16 protein-coding genes are annotated in these 15374 nt (G+C 75.0%); 7 read left to right on the top strand and 9 right to left on the bottom strand.

Annotated features, from left to right (window positions below):
• Positions 1–95: 95 nt before the first annotated feature.
• Positions 96–998, top strand: a complete 903-nt coding sequence (locus K0V08_RS14175; RefSeq protein WP_011931838.1) for a LysR family transcriptional regulator — start codon at positions 96–98, stop codon at positions 996–998.
• 74 nt (positions 999–1072) lie between these two features.
• Here K0V08_RS14175 and K0V08_RS14170 read toward each other — a convergent pair whose 3' ends face one another.
• The 4 genes from K0V08_RS14170 to K0V08_RS14155 form a co-directional block, all read right to left on the bottom strand.
• The gene (locus K0V08_RS14170) at positions 1073–1900 is read right to left on the bottom strand and encodes a copper resistance CopC family protein (RefSeq protein WP_079531616.1); all 828 of its coding nucleotides are present in this window, start codon (positions 1898–1900) and stop codon (positions 1073–1075) included.
• Complete coding sequence (locus K0V08_RS14165; protein ID WP_011931836.1) at positions 1897–2661, bottom strand: YcnI family copper-binding membrane protein; 765 nt, start codon at positions 2659–2661, stop codon at positions 1897–1899. Before K0V08_RS14165 ends, K0V08_RS14170 begins: the two co-directional genes overlap by 4 nt.
• A gap of 171 nt (positions 2662–2832) precedes the next feature.
• Positions 2833–3486 carry a hypothetical protein gene (locus K0V08_RS14160; RefSeq protein WP_079531613.1) on the bottom strand — a complete coding sequence of 218 codons (654 nt, stop codon included), beginning with the start codon at positions 3484–3486 and terminating at the stop codon, positions 2833–2835.
• 73 nt (positions 3487–3559) lie between these two features.
• On the bottom strand, positions 3560–5125 hold the full coding sequence (locus K0V08_RS14155; RefSeq protein WP_079531611.1) for a glycoside hydrolase family 68 protein: 1566 nt from the start codon (positions 5123–5125) through the stop codon (positions 3560–3562).
• 267 nt (positions 5126–5392) lie between these two features.
• On the opposite strand from K0V08_RS14155, the gene K0V08_RS14150 reads away from it, so the two are divergent.
• Positions 5393–7048, top strand: coding sequence for a glycoside hydrolase family 32 protein (locus K0V08_RS14150; RefSeq protein ID WP_079533652.1), 1656 nt, complete (start codon positions 5393–5395; stop codon positions 7046–7048).
• Between the two features lie 92 nt (positions 7049–7140).
• Positions 7141–7887, top strand: coding sequence for an alpha-lytic protease prodomain-containing protein (locus tag K0V08_RS14145; protein ID WP_079531608.1), 747 nt, complete (start codon positions 7141–7143; stop codon positions 7885–7887).
• 21 nt (positions 7888–7908) lie between these two features.
• Here K0V08_RS14145 and K0V08_RS14140 read toward each other — a convergent pair whose 3' ends face one another.
• The 3 genes from K0V08_RS14140 to K0V08_RS14130 form a co-directional block, all read right to left on the bottom strand.
• Positions 7909–8367, bottom strand: a complete 459-nt coding sequence (locus tag K0V08_RS14140) for a MarR family winged helix-turn-helix transcriptional regulator (RefSeq protein ID WP_011931831.1) — start codon at positions 8365–8367, stop codon at positions 7909–7911.
• Between the two features lie 106 nt (positions 8368–8473).
• Positions 8474–8941, bottom strand: coding sequence for a VOC family protein (locus tag K0V08_RS14135; protein WP_011931830.1), 468 nt, complete (start codon positions 8939–8941; stop codon positions 8474–8476).
• A 98-nt stretch (positions 8942–9039) separates the two neighbouring features.
• On the bottom strand, positions 9040–9993 hold the full coding sequence (locus K0V08_RS14130) for an aldose 1-epimerase family protein (RefSeq protein WP_079531606.1): 954 nt from the start codon (positions 9991–9993) through the stop codon (positions 9040–9042).
• A 75-nt stretch (positions 9994–10068) separates the two neighbouring features.
• On the opposite strand from K0V08_RS14130, the gene K0V08_RS14125 reads away from it, so the two are divergent.
• Positions 10069–10869, top strand: coding sequence for a DsbA family protein (locus K0V08_RS14125; RefSeq protein WP_104293601.1), 801 nt, complete (start codon positions 10069–10071; stop codon positions 10867–10869).
• A gap of 51 nt (positions 10870–10920) precedes the next feature.
• On the opposite strand, the gene K0V08_RS14120 is transcribed toward K0V08_RS14125, so the two are convergent.
• Positions 10921–11886: a DNA-3-methyladenine glycosylase family protein gene (locus K0V08_RS14120; RefSeq protein WP_079531603.1), complete on the bottom strand. Its 966-nt coding sequence runs from the start codon at positions 11884–11886 to the stop codon at positions 10921–10923.
• A 65-nt stretch (positions 11887–11951) separates the two neighbouring features.
• Between K0V08_RS14120 and K0V08_RS14115 the strand changes: the two genes are divergently transcribed.
• Positions 11952–12452, top strand: coding sequence for a pyridoxamine 5'-phosphate oxidase family protein (locus K0V08_RS14115; protein ID WP_079531601.1), 501 nt, complete (start codon positions 11952–11954; stop codon positions 12450–12452).
• A gap of 10 nt (positions 12453–12462) precedes the next feature.
• Here the strand turns inward: K0V08_RS14115 and K0V08_RS14110 are convergent, their stop codons facing one another.
• Positions 12463–13170 (bottom strand): nucleoside/nucleotide kinase family protein, encoded by a 708-nt coding sequence (locus tag K0V08_RS14110; protein WP_011931825.1) that lies wholly within the window; start codon positions 13168–13170, stop codon positions 12463–12465.
• Positions 13171–13208: 38 nt separating this feature from the next.
• On the opposite strand from K0V08_RS14110, the gene K0V08_RS14105 reads away from it, so the two are divergent.
• Together K0V08_RS14105 and K0V08_RS14100 are read left to right on the top strand one after the other, a co-directional pair.
• Positions 13209–14234, top strand: a complete 1026-nt coding sequence (locus K0V08_RS14105; protein ID WP_011931824.1) for a 6-phosphofructokinase — start codon at positions 13209–13211, stop codon at positions 14232–14234.
• Between the two features lie 32 nt (positions 14235–14266).
• A complete protein-coding gene (locus K0V08_RS14100) occupies positions 14267–15292 on the top strand; it encodes an MDR family oxidoreductase (RefSeq protein WP_079531598.1) in 1026 nt (341 codons plus the stop codon).
• The last annotated feature ends 82 nt before the right edge of the window (positions 15293–15374 follow it).

Raw genomic sequence — 15374 nt, 5'->3', positions numbered from 1 at the left:
ACCATGCTCTCATCGGATGCGCTGAACGTTTCCGATGATCATCGTGCGGTCCTGCCGATGATTCCACGCTCGCCTGAGATCACGGGGAGGCGCACGTGCTCGAGATGCGACGGCTGCGGCTCCTGCGCGAGCTCAAGCTCCGCGGCACGATCGGCGCGGTCGCTGACGCGCTGTCGTTCAGCCCGTCGTCGGTGTCGCAGCAGCTCGCGCAGCTGGAGCGCGAGGCCGGCGTCCCGCTCCTGCGCCGCGTCGGCCGGCGGGTGGTGCTCACGCCGCAGGCCGAGATCCTCGTGGAGCACACGACCGCGCTGCTGGAACGGCTGGAGCGGGCCGAGACCGAGGTGAACGCGTCGCTCGCGAACGTGTCCGGCACCATCCGCGTGGCGGCGTTCCAGTCGGCGCTGCTCGCGCTCGTGCCGCCGGCGCTCACGATCCTCCGCGACGACTACCCCGACCTGCGCGTCGAGATCACGATGCGCGAGCCCGAGTCCGGCCTGCACGACGTGTGGGCGCGCGACCACGACCTCGTCATCGCCGAGCAGTACCCGGCGCACGCGGCGCCGCGGCCGGCCGACCTCGACCGCGAGGAGCTGTGCGTGGATCCGCTCCGCCTCGGCCTCCCACCCGGCCGCGACGACGTGCGCTCGATCTCCGACGCGCGTCGCCTGCCGTGGGTGATGGAGCCCGCGGGCACGGCGTCCCGCCACTTCGCCGAGCAGGTGTGCCGGGTCGCGGGCTTCGAGCCGGACGTGCGGTACGTGACGGCCGACCTGCAGGCGCACATCGACCTGGTGCGCGGCGGGCATGCGGCCTCCGTGCTGCCGGACCTCGTGTGGGCCGGCCGCGAGCCCGACGTGCGGCTCATCGGCCTGCCGGGCTCGCCGCGGCGCACGGTGTTCACGTCGTCGCGCGTGGGCAGCCTCGACCGGCCGGGGATCCGCGCCTGCCGCGACGCCCTCGCGCGCGCCGTCGAGGTGATGGGGCCAGGCGGGGGCTGACCCGACTCCCCGCGCGGACGACGACGGGCCCGGATCCGCAGGGGTCCGGGCCCGTCGTCGCGGGGCGCACGCGGTCAGGCGGCGGGCGGGCCGCCGTCGCGCGGGGCGTCGCCACCGGCGTCACCCGTCGCGGCCGCCGCGGCCGGCTTCCGCCGACCGGTCACCACGATGAGGACGACGGCGGCCGCAGCGAGCACGACGATCCCGATGCCCACGCCGACGATGACGCCGAGGTACGGCGCGACGCCCTGCTCCTGGCCGGCCGCGGTGCCCGGATCGGCGGCGGACGACCCGGCGCCGCCCGACGAGGTCGCACCGGATCCGGTCGCCCCCTCCTGCGCCGCCGCGCACCCCGGCCCGTCGGGCGTGCCCGCCGATGCCGTCGCGCCCGCGGGCGCCTGGTACGTGAACGCGATCGAGTCGGAGACCGGGTGCCCGTCCGCGGAGACCACGCGCCACGTGACCGTGTACTGCCCGGATCCGCCGAGCGCGACCGGCACCGAGACCGTGCGTCCGGAGTCCGTCGCGCAGCCGGTCTCGAAGTGCGTGCCCTGCCCGTCGGGTCCCGTCACCTGCACCACGGACGAGCCGCCCGAGGCGGGCGCGGACCCGGTCGACGCGTCGCCGCCGCCCCCGCCCGCCGCGGCGAGGTCGAGGATCACGTCGTTGAACGTGAGCGTGACCTCCGACGGCGGCGCGTCGACCGTGGAACCGGCCGCGGGCGAGCTCGACACGAGGTAGTTGTGCGCGGACGCCGACAGCGCGCCGTCGGGCCCGCTCCCCTGCGCGAGCCCGACGAGCGCGAGCGCCCCGGTCGCGAGCGCGGCACCGGCGACCGCCGCGGCGAGCCGCCAGAGCGGGCGCCTGCCGGTGCGGGCCGGGATCCGGTCTCCGGGCGTCACGCCTGGCCGCCGCCCTCGCGGCGCACGCGGGTGAGCGCGAAGACCGCGACCACGAGGGCCACCGCGCCGAGGGCGAGCCCGCCCACGCCGAGGCCCACCGCGACCGCGCTGCTCGTCGCGCTCGTGTCGGACGCCGCCGTCGTGACGGTCGTGTCGGGCGCCGCCGTGGTCGTCATCGCGCTCATGGAGTCGGCGGGCGGGGCGTCGTCCACGTAGAGCGTGGGCGCGGGGTGCTCCGGCTCCTCGCCGGACGCCGGCGTCGCCTGGTCCCAGTCGACGACGGATCCGTCCGAGTAGCCCTGGTGCGCGGGGAGCATGATGCTGCCGGTGTCGGGCACGGGTCCGACCGAGACCGTGAAGCGCTGGAACTCGCCGGCCTTGATGCCCACGCCGTCGTCGGCCGTCCAGGTGACCTCGACGGGCGCGTCCGTGATGGTCGCGTCGTCCGTCTTCACGGGGGTGTCGAGCTTCTCGGTCGTGACCTTGGCGGTCCAGCCGGGCACGGGCTCGGTGGAGAGGCTCGAGAAGGGGGCGTCCTTCGGCAGGTCGACGGTGACGCTCGTGGTCGTCGCGGTCGCGGACTCCGTCGGGACCTTGAAGGTCAGCGTGCTGTAGCTGCCGGCGGCGGCCTGGTCGGGCGAGACGCGCACGTGCGCGGAAGCCGCGAGCGGCACGGCGACGGCGAGCGCGACGCCGCCGACGAGCGCGGTCGCCGAGCGGAGGATCCGGCGGCGGGGAGCGGAGGGGGATGAGGTGGTCATGTGCTGGTGTCCTGTTCCGGGCCGCGCGGGGCGGCCCCGGGAGCGGACGCGGCGGTGCCGGCGTCCGATGAGGGAGGAGAGGGGGCGGGCGATGCGGGGCATCGCGTCCGCGGCGCGAGCGGGCTCGCGCGGTGGGCCGGGATCCGCGGGTCGCGGGATCCGGCCGGCGCGTCAGGCTGCGGCGAGCGCGCGGGCGCGCGGCGGTCCGCGGTGACGCAGGCGGCCGAGCCGGGCGCAGAGGTCGCGCAGCGCCAGGGGCGCGCGGACGGCCAGGGCGAGCGCGGTGTCACGCCGCCCCTCCGGCCGGAGGAACGGGATCGCGAGGGCGCGCACGACGCGGACCGCGGAGGCGTCGACGAGCGCGCGGATGGCGGCCTCGCCGTGCCGCAGCGCGAGCACGGTGACGACGAGGGCCGCGCCGTGCGAGAGCAGCATGCCGGGGTCGAGCGCGGCGGATCCGCCGGCCGCGGCGTCGAGGCCCGGGAGCGCGACCGGCGACGCGCCGTGCCCCATGCCCGCGTGCGGATCCGCCGCGAGGGAGGCGCCGTTCGCGTCGCCCGCCGCGGTGAACAGGCCGTGGAAGAGGAGCTGGCTGACGCCCACCGCGGCGACCAGGCGCCACAGCGACGTGCGCGCGCCGGCGAGCGCGATGGCCGCGAGCGACGCGAGCGCGAGCCCGAACGCCACGACGGCCCACGACGGGGCGGCACCGCCGCCCGCCTCGTGGAATAGGGCGGCCACGAACGTGGCGGTGGTGGATGCGGCGAGCCCCCGGATCACGCGCTGGACGCGCGGCGGGATCGGGGTCGGGGACGGGGCGGGCATCGACTGCGAGTGTAGATGAGCGGCCCGGGAGGACGCGGCGACGACGGGATGACCGCCGCCGCCGCGCCTGGCCCTACTGCGGCGGGTGCGCCGGGTCGAACACCCGGGTCGTCGGGATGTCGGCGTACCCGCCGAGCCCGCCCTCGCCGTAGCCGCGGTCGAGCTCCGAGGTGTCGCCGTCGAACTCCAGCTTCACCGTCGGCCCGAGCGTCCCTCCGCGGCGGAAGGACTCCTTCGAGCCGACGGCGTCGATGAACGACTCCACAAGCCCGCCCGGGAGGATGTAGCTCGAGTACGCCTGGAACGCGCCCGGCGTCTGGTTGTAGTCGGGCGCGTACGCGGTGCCGCCCGCGTAGTTGAGGTTCGTCGGGTTGCCGAGCACGAGACCGGATCCGCCGTTCATCGGCTTGTAGTCGCTGCGCAGGCCGTTGCCCACGAAGCCGTAGACGCCCTCGGGGCCGTCGATGCCGGCCGCGAACGTCGACCGGTGGCTGATGGTGAACAGGTAGTGCTTGCCGTTCTCGATCATCACCTCGGGCCGCTCGGTCTGGTCGGTGACGCAGGCCGACTCGAGCAGCGGATCCAGGTAGTGCCACTTCGTGAGGTCCGCGTCGTCCGCGACCGCGAGGCCGATGGAGGCCATCTGGTAGTTCGCGCCCCTCGCGGTCACCTCCTTCGGGTCCTCCGCCGCGGGGTCGCCCTTCCGGTAGCCGAGGTCGGTCGCGTCGCACTCCTGCTCGCCGCGCTTCCCGGCGACGTTCGCCTCGAACACCATGTACGTCTTGCCCGGGTGGTCGGGATCCGTGAACGTGAACGGGTCGCGGAAGTTGGTGGACCAGTTCTGCTCGTTGGTCTGGTACCTCTTCCCGTCCGGGCGCATCAGCGGGGTCACCGTCTCGAAGCCCTTCAGCGCGACCGCGCCGTCGACCTTCTCGACGCGCCCCTGGCTGAGCGAGATCACCGGGTCGGCGGGCTTCACGTCCTGCCCCTTCGCGTCGCGGTAGAACGCCACGTCGGTGAAGAACAGCTTGACCGTGCCGTCGGCCATGATCCGCGCGGATCCCGACCACTCGGCCTGCTGCGTGAACGACTGGTCGGGGAAGATCCCGTCCGTGACGCCGTCCTCGAACACGTTGCCCTGGTAGGTCCAGCCGCCGTTGTCCGGGCGCTCCTTCGTCGGGGTCCCCGTGGGCCGCGTGAAGTAGCCGATCTTGGCGTATGTGTGCCGGTCGTCGAACGACAGGGTGCGCGGGGCGGTGAGCGCGAAGATCACGTCGTAGCCGTCGACGCTGTAGGTCTGGCCCGACGAGTCCGTGAGCGGCCAGGTGTCCCAGACGTACGCCTGGTCGGTCATCGTCGGGAAGTCCTGCGGCACCTGCGGCATGGTGAGCGCCTCGGGCATGGAGTTCGTCCGGGGCGCCGCGGTCGGGTCGGACAGCTTCGCGATCTGCTTGGCGTCCGCGCGGGTCCAGTGGGCCGTGAAGTCGTCCTCCGGCGCGTACGCCTTCTGGGTGTGCACGGTGGGCCGCGGCGGCGTCGTGCCCGCGGCCTGGGCGGATCCGCCGGCGAGCAGCGCGGACGCCACCACCAGGGTCGCCGCAGCGGACGCGGACAGCCCGCGCCTGATTCTCTTGGTCACCTGTTCTCACTCTCGTTCTCGTGTCGATGAGTCCGATCGCGTCGCGCGGTGCACGCTCCCCCGGTCGGGGAGCCTAGGAGGTGATCGGGGCCCGGCGCGCCCCCGGGCGGGGTCGCGGCCGGATCCCGGGCGTGTCCCCCGAACGGGGTGGACGTGGCCCGGCTCGACCTGTACGGTCGCCGGATCGGTCGTGCGGCGGTGCATGCTCTCCCGCTCCGCTCCGCCACCCGTCTGCCCCCGATCGCCCACCGCGAGGAGACCGACGACATGACCGCATCCCCGTCACGCCCGCCCGCCGCCGGGCTCGCGAGACGCGCGCGCGACCGGATCCGGCCGCTCGCCCACCGCCATCGCCGCGCCCTCGTCGTGGCCGTCGCGATCCTCCTGGTCGCCGCGCTCGTCGTCGCCGCGCTCGTCGTCGCCGTGCGCGGCGTCACGGGCGCAGACCGCGGGCCCGTCGCGCCCCCGCCGCCCGCGCCCCGCGCCGCCGACGACGGCATCCACATCCGCCCCTCGGGCGAGTTCATGAACGACCCGCAGCGCCCCTTCCTGCTCGACGGCGTCTGGCACGCCTACGCGCTCGTCAACGCCGACCACCCCACGGGCAACGGATCCTCGTGGCGGCACTACACGTCGACCGACATGGTCACGTGGCACGACGAGGGCATCGCGATCGACAAGTACGACACCCCGCTCGGCGACGCGGAGACCGGCAGCGTCGTGGTCGACACCGGGAACACGTCCGGGCTCGGCGGCGGCACGGTCATCGCGATCCTCACGCAGCAGTCCGAGGGCGTGCAGCGGCAGTCCCTCTACTACTCGACCGACGGCGGCTACCGCTTCCGGCCCTACGCGGGCAACCCCGTCATGGAGAACCCGGGCGGCCCCGACTTCCGCGACCCGAAGGTGGTGTGGGACGGCGAGCACGGGCGGTGGAGCATGGCGCTCGCGGAGGGCAGGCGCATCGGCTTCTACACGTCGCCCGACCTCATCCACTGGACCTACCGCTCCGACTTCGCGCGCGACGACCTCGGCACGATGGAGACGCCCGACGTCTTCCCCATCGCGAGCGCGGACGATCCCAGCCGCGTCCGCTGGGTCCTCGGGGTCGGCGCGGACGGCGCCGCCGAGGGCCGCGGCACGGGCTACGCGTACTGGGTCGGCGACTTCGACGGCGAGCGCTTCACGACCGACGACGACGCCCCGCGCTGGCTCGACCAGGGCGCCGACCTCTACGCGGGGGTCACCTGGGCGGATCCGGCCGACGGCACCGCGCCCACCCGCCGCTACGCGATGGGCTGGACGAGCAGTTGGGCCTACGCGGGGCGGCTGCCGCTGCGGGACGGCGGCGCGGGCGGCGGCCAGTCGCTCGTGCGCGAGCTGCGGCTCGTGCCCGACGGCGCCGGCTGGGCCCTGCGCTCGGCTCCCCTCGATGCGCTGACCGGTCGCGAGGGCGATGCCCGGGCCATCCCGGACGCGCGCATCGCTGCCGCGACCCCGCTCGCCGACGCACCCCGCGGCCCCTCGCGCCTCCGGCTCACGCTCACGCCCGACCCGGCGGATCCCGCGCGCGAGACCCGCGTGCGGCTCGCCTCCCCGGAGGGCGGCACCGTCACGGTCGGCTACGACGCGGCCAGGCGGCAGGCGTTCGTCGTGCGCGACGACGACCCGGACGGGATCATGCCGGACGCGTACGACCGACCCGCGACCGCGCCGCTGCCCGACGCGGCACCCGGGGACACGGTGACGCTCGACCTCGTCCTCGACGACCGCACGATCGAGGCCTTCGTCGACGGCGACGCCGCCGTCCTCACGAGCGCGACGGTCGGGACCCTCGACGGCGCCGGCCTCTCCGTGGAGGCCGTCGACGGCACCACGCGCGTGACCGACGCGAGCTGGGCGCCGTTCGACGGCGGCCGCTGAGCGGACAGACCCTGCCGACGCCCTTGCCCGCGGGCGCGACCGCGCGGGAGGATCGCCCTGCGGAAGCGCCCTCCGCGGAGAGGTCGCCCGCCATGCCCCGCACGCCCGCGCGCCGGACCCGTGCCGTCGTCGTCGTCGTCGCGGCCGCCGCCGTCATCGCGACGGGCACCCTCGCCGTCGCGACGGCCATGCGGCCGGAGGGGCGCCCGGCGGCCGGGGAGGCCACCGCCGACGCGCCGACCGCGACCCCCTCCGCCGAGCCCGACGCGATCGACCGGCAGATCGACAAGCGCCGGATCTTCGCCCTGCGCTCCGATCGCGCCTACGTCGAGAAGGTGGCCGCCGCATCCGACACCGTGTCCAGCGACTGGACGGGCCTCCGCCTCACGCCGGCCGAGGCCGCCGAGTTCGCGCGCCAGGAGACGCTGCCGGCGAAGCTCGAGGAGATGCGCGCGATCCTCGCCCCGCTCGGCGCGTCCGGCGGCGTGTGGGTCGAGAACCCGGTCGCCGAGCCGCAGGTGATGGTCGTGGCGATCGTCGGCGAGGTCGGGCCCGACGTCCGGGAGACGATCGCGGAGATCGCGGGCGCGGACCCGCTGCGGGTCACGACCGCGGAGCGCACCGAGCAGCAGCTCATGGACATCGGCGCCGCCCTCGACGCGACCCCGGCGGGACGCGCGGGCTGGCTCACGGGATGGGGCGTCGACATCACCCGCGACCGCGTCAGCGTCTCGGTCGATCCCGCCGCCCCGGCCTCGGTGGAGGCCGACCTCGTCGCGTCCTCCGGCGACGTCTTCAGTTTCACCCGCCAGGGCCCGGCGACCGTCGGCACGGGCTGATCCGCGGACGGGAGCAGCGGATCAGGCCGCCCCGCCGTCCGGGAGCGCGCCCGTGAGCCGCCCCACCACGTCGTCGAGCGCGTCGCGCAGCGCCTCGAGCTCGGCGACGGTCAGGCCGGTGCGCGCGGCCGCCTGCGCGGGCACGTCCACGGCGCGGCCGCGGAGCTCACGGCCGGCCTCCGTGAGGGAGACCACGACGACGCGCTCGTCCACGGCGCTCCTGGCCCGGTCGACGAAGCCGGCGGCCTGCAGGCGCTTGAGCAGCGGCGTCAGCGTGGCGGGCTCCAGCTGCAGGGTGGATCCGAGGTCGGACACCGAGCGGTCGTCCCGCTCCCACAGCGCGAGCATCACGAGGTACTGCGTGTGCGTCAGCCCGAGCGGCTCGAGGATCGGCCGGTAGACGGCCACCACGGTGCGGGCGGCCACCACCGCCTGGAAGCAGACCTGGCTCTCGAGCGCCAGGGGGTCCGTCATCGTCATCGCGTCCTCCTCGACCGGGTCGTGCTCTGCTCGGCACTAGGGGAAATGCTACGCACGCGAACGGCGGCGGCACGCTCGTGCGCACCGCCGCCGCCCGGCTCGCGGATCAGCCCGCGACGACGAGCTCCACGTTGATGTCGTCCGGGTCCTGCACGGAGAGGATCGACATGCCCGTGGGGAAGTCGATGACCTCGCCGTGGGCGATGCCGCGCTCCTCGAACAGGGCGGCCGCGCGCACGAGGTCGTCGCGCGACCCGACCTGGAGGCTCACGTGGTCGAGGCCGCGGGTGGCGGGGTCGAACGCGGCGTCGTCGCCCGAGGCGTCACCGTCCGCGATGGGGCGGAGGCCGAGCAGCTGCGAGCCGACGCCGTAGATCACGCCGCCGAAGTACTGGGCGGGATCCTCGCGCACGGCGGGGTCGCTCGCGTCACCCTCGCTCTCGATGGCGGGGGTGAGGCCCAGCACGCCCTCGTAGAAGGCACGCGAACGGCCGAGGTCGGTGACGGAGAGGCGCACGTGGTGCACGCCGGTGATGGAGTCGAGGGCTGCGGTGGTCGCGCTGGTGTCGGTCATGCTCCGACGCTAGGACGGTCCGCGCCGGGCGTCCCGGGTCGCTTCGGTTTCCGACCACGGCTCCCAGCGGGCATCCAGACGGTCGGCGCCGCGCGGGCTCAGTCGTGCAGGTCGATGCCCCAGGTGCCCGACCACTCGGATCCGGGCGCGAGCGTGATGAGGCCGTCGCCCGAGTTGAACGCGTCGGCCGGCGCCGTCATCGGCTCCACCGCGACCGCCCACACGTGCCCGTCGGCGACCGGGTACCACGGCGTGACGAAGACCTGCCAGTACGTGAACTCGCCGTCGGCCCAGATCTCGGTGCGTCGGCCGTCGGGCGCCTGCACGCCGTGGCGGCTGACGCCGTCGACCACGCGGGCGTCGGCCCACGCGTCGTCGAGCTGCGCGTCGCGGACGCGCACGCCCTGGCGCAGGTCGTAGCGGGTGCCGTCGACCGGGGCCTGGACGCCCGTGGGGTTGAGGCGCACGGGATCCACCTCGATGTGGGTGGGCGCGTCGATGACGACCTCGAGGTCCTCGGTGGGCACGTCGCCCACGCGGAGGAAGGGGTGCGTGCCGACGGCGACGGGCGCGTCGGCCGAGCCGACGTTGCGGATCAGGTGCGTGACGCGGACGCCGGAGCCCGTGAGCTCGTAGCGCACGCTCGTCTCGAGGGCGAAGGGGTAGCCGCGCTGCGGGTGGACGTCGGCGGCGAGCGTCACGGAGACGTCGTCGCGCTCCGCGAGGCGGTACGGCGAGTGCTGGAGCAGCCCGTGGATCGCGTTCTCGCGGTCGACCTCGGTGATGTCGAGCTGGTGCGTGACGCCGCCATGCTCCCAGATGCCGTCGCGGATCCGGTTGGGCCAGGGCGCGAGCACGATCCCGCTGCAGAAGGGGGGCCGCGCGTGATCCGGGTAGGACTGGACGAGGTCGGTCCCGTCGACCTGGAGGACCCGGAGCGCCGCCCCGACCTCCGCGATCACGATGCGCTGGGAGCGGCCGTCCACCTCCGCGGTGAGCTCGTGCTGCTGGCCGGTGGGGAGGCGGGGTACGTACGTCACGTCGTCGGGCACGCGCCGAGCCTATCCATACGCGGCGCTGTGGCGCCTCCCAGGGGCGCGGGCATGCGGATCCCTAGGATCATGGCCATGGCCCGGCATGAGAACGAGAAGGTACGCGCGATCCGCGAGAAGGCACGCATCGAGAGGGCCCTCGACGACCGGCGCCGCAAGCGCCGCCGCCTCATCGCCCAGTTCTCCGTCGCGGGCGGCCTCGTCATCGTCATCGCGGCCATCGCCGGCGGCGTCTATCTCCTCGGGCAGTCCCAGGCGGCGAGCGCCGCGGGCCCCGTCCAGGACACCACCGCGGCGCTGTCCACGGGCGACCAGGTGCGCATCGCGACCGAGCCCACGGGCGTCAGCGTGGGAGCGGCGGACGCCCCCGTCACCATGGACGTGTACGAGGACTACTCGTGCCCCCACTGCGCGCAGTACGAGGCCGAGACCGGCCCGCTGCTCGACCGGATCGCCGCCACTGGCCAGGTGCGCATCGTCTACCACCCCATCCAGATCGTCACGAAGTACGGGGTCGTCGCGGGCAGCGCCGCCGCGTGCGTGCTCGCCGAGGAGCCCGACAAGTGGCCGGCCGTGCACTCGGCCCTGTTCGACAACCACTCCACCATCACCGACTCGTGGACCCACGCCGACTTCGTCACCTGGCTCACCACCCAGGGCGTCACGGCGGACGCGGCGCGCACGTGCGTGGCCGAGGGGAAGTACTCGTCGTGGATCACGAGCAACACCTCCGACGCGACCTCCGCGGGCGTCACGGGCACGCCGACGCTGCGCATCCAGGGCGACATCATCACGACCGTCGCCGGCCAGGACCTCGTGGACGCGCTCACGAAGGCGGGCGCGCAGCTGCCCGACGGCATCGCGGCCGACAGCTGATCCGTCGCGCACCGATCCGACGGGCCATCGGGCCTCGCCGCCGCGCGGCGCTCAGTGCGCCCGGTGGTCCTGCACCGTCATGCGCGGGCCGAACCGCGGCTTCCGGAACCCGCTCGCCTCGATGAGCCGCATCACCCGCTGACGCTGGCCGCGCCACGGCTCCAGCAGCTCGAGCATCCCGTCGTCGTCGACCGCGTGGCCGGCGAGCGCCCACCCGACCATGTCGTGCACGTGGTAGTCGCCGACGCTCACCGAGTCCGGATCCCCGTGGGCGCGCTGCGTGGTCTCCGCCGCCGTCCAGATCCCCACGCCCGGGATCGAGCGCAGCCGCCGCGTGATCTCCTCGCTCCCGCGCCCGAGCGCGAGGGTGCGCTCGAGGCCGGCCGCCGAGGTCGCGACCGCGATGAGCGTGCGCGACCGCTTCGGGTCCACGCCGGCGCGGTGCCACTCCCACGACGGGATGAGGCGCCAGCGCTCGGGCGACGGCAGCACGCGCATGCCGGCCGGCACCGGCCCGGGCGCGGGCTCGCCGTGCGCGAGGATCAGCTGCCGCCACGCCCGCCTGGCCTCGAGCCCGGTGACCTTCTGCTCGAGCACCGCGGAGGCCATCGCCTCGAAGACGTGGTTGGTGCGCATGAGGCGCAGCGCGGACAGCCGACGATGCGCGTCGCGGAGCAGCGGATGCGCGGAGACGTCGAGGTCGGACCAGTCGTCGCCCTCGCCCAGCAGCTCCGGCACGCCGGCGATGGCCCACTCGGCGCCGGGGCCCCAGGCACGCGCGTCTACGCCGCCGTCCGCGCGCGGATCCAGCCGGAGCGACGCGTCCCCGAGCGGCGTGCGGGCCGTGCGCCAGACGCCGACGCGGCGGGATCCGGGCGTGACCGGGTCCCAGCGGCAGGTCGGATCCACGACGCCGCGGAACAGCGGACGCAGCACCAGCCGGAGGTCCACCTCGCGGTCGGGCAGGTACGTGGTGCCCGCGTCGGGGGCCGTCACCTCCGCGCCGCCCTGGTCCATCCCCTCAGGGTACGCACGGCCGCCGACCCCGCCCGGCCGTCCACCGCGCGCGTAGCGTCGCCCGCATGACCGACACAACGAACGACCACCAAGACGACCGCGAGCGCGTCGCCGAGCTCGTGAAGAGCGCCCGCATCGCGCTCCTCACCACCGTCAACGCCCATGGGCAGCTCGTCAGCCGCCCGCTCGCCAGCCAGGAGCGCGACTTCGACGGCGACCTCTGGTTCTTCACCCAGGATCCGAGCGACAAGACCGCCGAGATCCGCGCCGACGACCAGGTGAACGTGTCGCTGCAGTCCGGCGACGGGTTCCTCTCCATCGCGGGCACCGCGGAGATCACCCGCGACCGCGCGCGCATCGACGAGCTGTGGTCGGCCGGCGCCGAGGCCTGGTTCGAGGGCGGGAAGGACGACCCGACGGTCGCGCTGATCCGCGTGCACGCCGACGCCGCCGAGTACTGGTACCAGGACACCCCGAAGCCGATCGCGCTGATCAAGTACGCCAAGGCCGCCATCACGGGCGAGCGCCCGGAGGACGTCGGGGAGCACGGCACCGTCGAGCTCTGACCCGCGCGCGCTACCCGCCGATCGCCCCCGGCACCCCTGCGGCCGTGCCGTCCACCACGAGGTCGGCGCGGCCGCGGGTCGCCTCGATGAGCGCCGCGTTGGCGCCGTCCACCTCGCGGGCCCAGGCCTCGGCCGCGCTCGGCGCGCGTCCCCCGGCCGTGTGCCGGTCCACCAGCCGGGCGAAGCGCTCCGCGCCGGGCGTCGCGCAGAACCACGCCTCGTCGAGCTCCGCGGCGAGCTGCCCCCACGGATCCTCGTCGACGAGCAGGTAGTTGCCCTCGAGCACGACGAGGCGGGTGCCGGGATCCACCGCGACGGCACCCGCGACGCCCTCGTCGACGGACCGGTCGAAGGACGGCGCGTAGACGACGTGGTCCGTCTCGACGCGGAGGCGCCGCACCAGGGCGAGCACGCCCCAGCCGTCGAACGTGTCGATCGCGCCCTTGCGGTCGTGGCGGCCCAGCCGGTCGAGCGTCGCGTTGGCGAGGTGGAAGCCGTCCATGGGCACGCAGGCCGCGGTGCCGTCGCCGGACAGCTCGTCGACGCGCGCCACGAGCGCCCGCGCGAGGGTCGTCTTGCCGGCGCCGGGGCTGCCCGCGATGGCGAGGATCGCCCGTCGCCCCTCCTGCACGAGGCCGATGGCGCGGCGCGCGAGGGCGTCGAGGTCGCCCGTCGCGGGCGATGCGGGATGCGGGCGGCGGTCGGGTCCGGAGTCCATCCGCCCAGTCTCGCGGACCGGTGCCCCATGATGGACGTGTGCGCATCGGAATCCTCACCTCAGGCGGAGACTGCCCCGGACTCAACGCGGTCATCCGCGGGGCGGTGCTCAAGGGAACGACCATCCACAAGCAGGAGTTCGTGGGCTTCCGCGACGGCTGGCGGGGCGTCGTCGACGGCGACGTCATGCCGCTCGCGCGCCGCGACATCCAGGGCATCGGCAAGCAGGGCGGCACGATCCTCGGCACCAGCCGCACGAACCCGTTCGAGGGCGACGGAGGCGTGGAGCGGATCCAGGAGAACCTCGACCGCCTCGGCATCGACGCGATCCTCGCAATCGGCGGCGAGGGCACGCTCGCGGCAGCCAAGCGCCTCACCGACGCGGGCCTCAAGATCGTCGGAGTCCCCAAGACCGTCGACAACGACCTCGACGCCACCGACTACACGTTCGGCTTCGACACCGCGGTGCAGATCGCGACCGACGCCATGGACCGCCTCCGCACCACGGGCGACTCGCACAGCCGCTGCATGGTGGCCGAGGTCATGGGCAGGCACGTCGGCTGGATCGCGCTGCACTCCGGCATGGCCGCGGGCGCGCACGCGATCCTCATCCCCGAGCAGAAGACGAGCATGGACGAGATCATCGGCTGGGTCCGCTCGGCCTACGACCGCGGGCGCGCGCCGCTCGTCGTCGTCGCGGAGGGCTTCATCCCCGAGCACGCGTCCGACGCGCACGGCGAGCGCGGGCTCGACGCCTTCGGCCGCCCGCGGCTCGGCGGCATCGGCGAGCAGATCGCGCCCATCATCGAGGAGCGCACGGGCATCGAGACCCGCGCGACGACCCTCGGCCACATCCAGCGCGGCGGCACACCGTCGTCCTACGACCGCGTGCTCGCCACCCGCCTCGGCCTCGCCGCGGTCGACAGCGTGCGCGACGGCCACTGGGGCCGCATGGTCGCGCTCCGCGGGACCGACATCGTGCACGTGGGCTTCGAGGAGGCGCTCGGCCGCCTCAAGACCGTGCCGCAGCAGCGCTACGACGAGGCCGCGATCCTCTTCGGCTAGGTCGCGCCGGACCCCGGGCGTAGCGTGACGGCATGACATACCGCGCGCTCGTGGCCGAGCAGACCGTCGCCGACGACGGCACGACAGGCATCGAGGTCGCGCTGCGCGATCTTCCCGACGAGCGGGCGACGGGCGGCCCCGACGGACCGGGCGACGGCGAGGTCGCGCTCGACGTCCTCTACTCGAGCGTCAACTACAAGGACGGCATGCTGCTCGGCGGCCGGCCCGGCATCGCGCGCACCAGCCCGCTCGTCGCCGGCATCGACGCGGTGGGCACGGTCGCCGCGAGCGGATCCGACGCCTTCGCCCCCGGCGACCTGGTCGTCCTCAACGGCGCGGGCCTCGGCGAGAGCCGCGACGGCGGGCTGGCCGAGCGCGTGCGGGTGCCGGCCGCGTCGCTCGTGCGCGTGCCCGCCGGGTTCTCCGCCGCGCGCGCCGCCGCCGTCGGCACCGCCGGCTTCACGGCGATGCTCTCGGTGCTCGCGCTGGAGCGCGGCGGCGTGGAGCCCGGATCCGGCGACGTGCTCGTCACGGGCGCGGGCGGCGGGGTCGGATCCATCGCCGTCGCGCTCCTCGCCCGCCTCGGCCACCGCGTGGTCGCCTCCACCGGCCGCGTCGACGAGCTCGGGGACCGGCTGCGCGCGCTCGGCGCCGCCGACGTGATCGACCGCTCCGAGCTCGGTGGACCCGGGAAGCCGCTGCAGCGCATCCGCTGGGCGGGCGCGGTCGACAGCGTCGGCAGCGCGACGCTCGTCAACGTGCTGGCGCAGACCCGGTGGGGCGGCGTCGTCACGGCGGCGGGGCTGGCGCAGGGCCCCGACCTCCCGGGCACCGTGCTCCCCTTCATCCTCCGGGCCGTCACGCTCGCGGGCATCAACTCCGTCGAGGCGCCCGCCGCGCTGCGCGAGGAGGCGTGGGCGCGGCTCGCGACCGACCTCGACCCCGCGCTCCTCGACGCGATCACCACCACCGTGCCGCTCGACGGCGCGATCGCCGCGGGCGAGCGGATCCTCGCGGGCGCCTCGAGCGGCCGGGTAGTGGTCGACGTCCGCGCCTAGCACCCGCCGCGGGCGCACGCAGCGGGCGAATGCCTCGCGCTACCCTTGGCGCGACGCGGCACCGTGCCGCCGGAGTGAGGGA

The organism is Clavibacter michiganensis, assembly GCF_021216655.1.
GTDB classification, from domain to species: Bacteria; Actinomycetota; Actinomycetes; order Actinomycetales; family Microbacteriaceae; genus Clavibacter; species Clavibacter michiganensis.
Note: the sequence above shows the minus strand (reverse complement) of the source record. Positions and strands in the feature narration are given on the sequence as shown.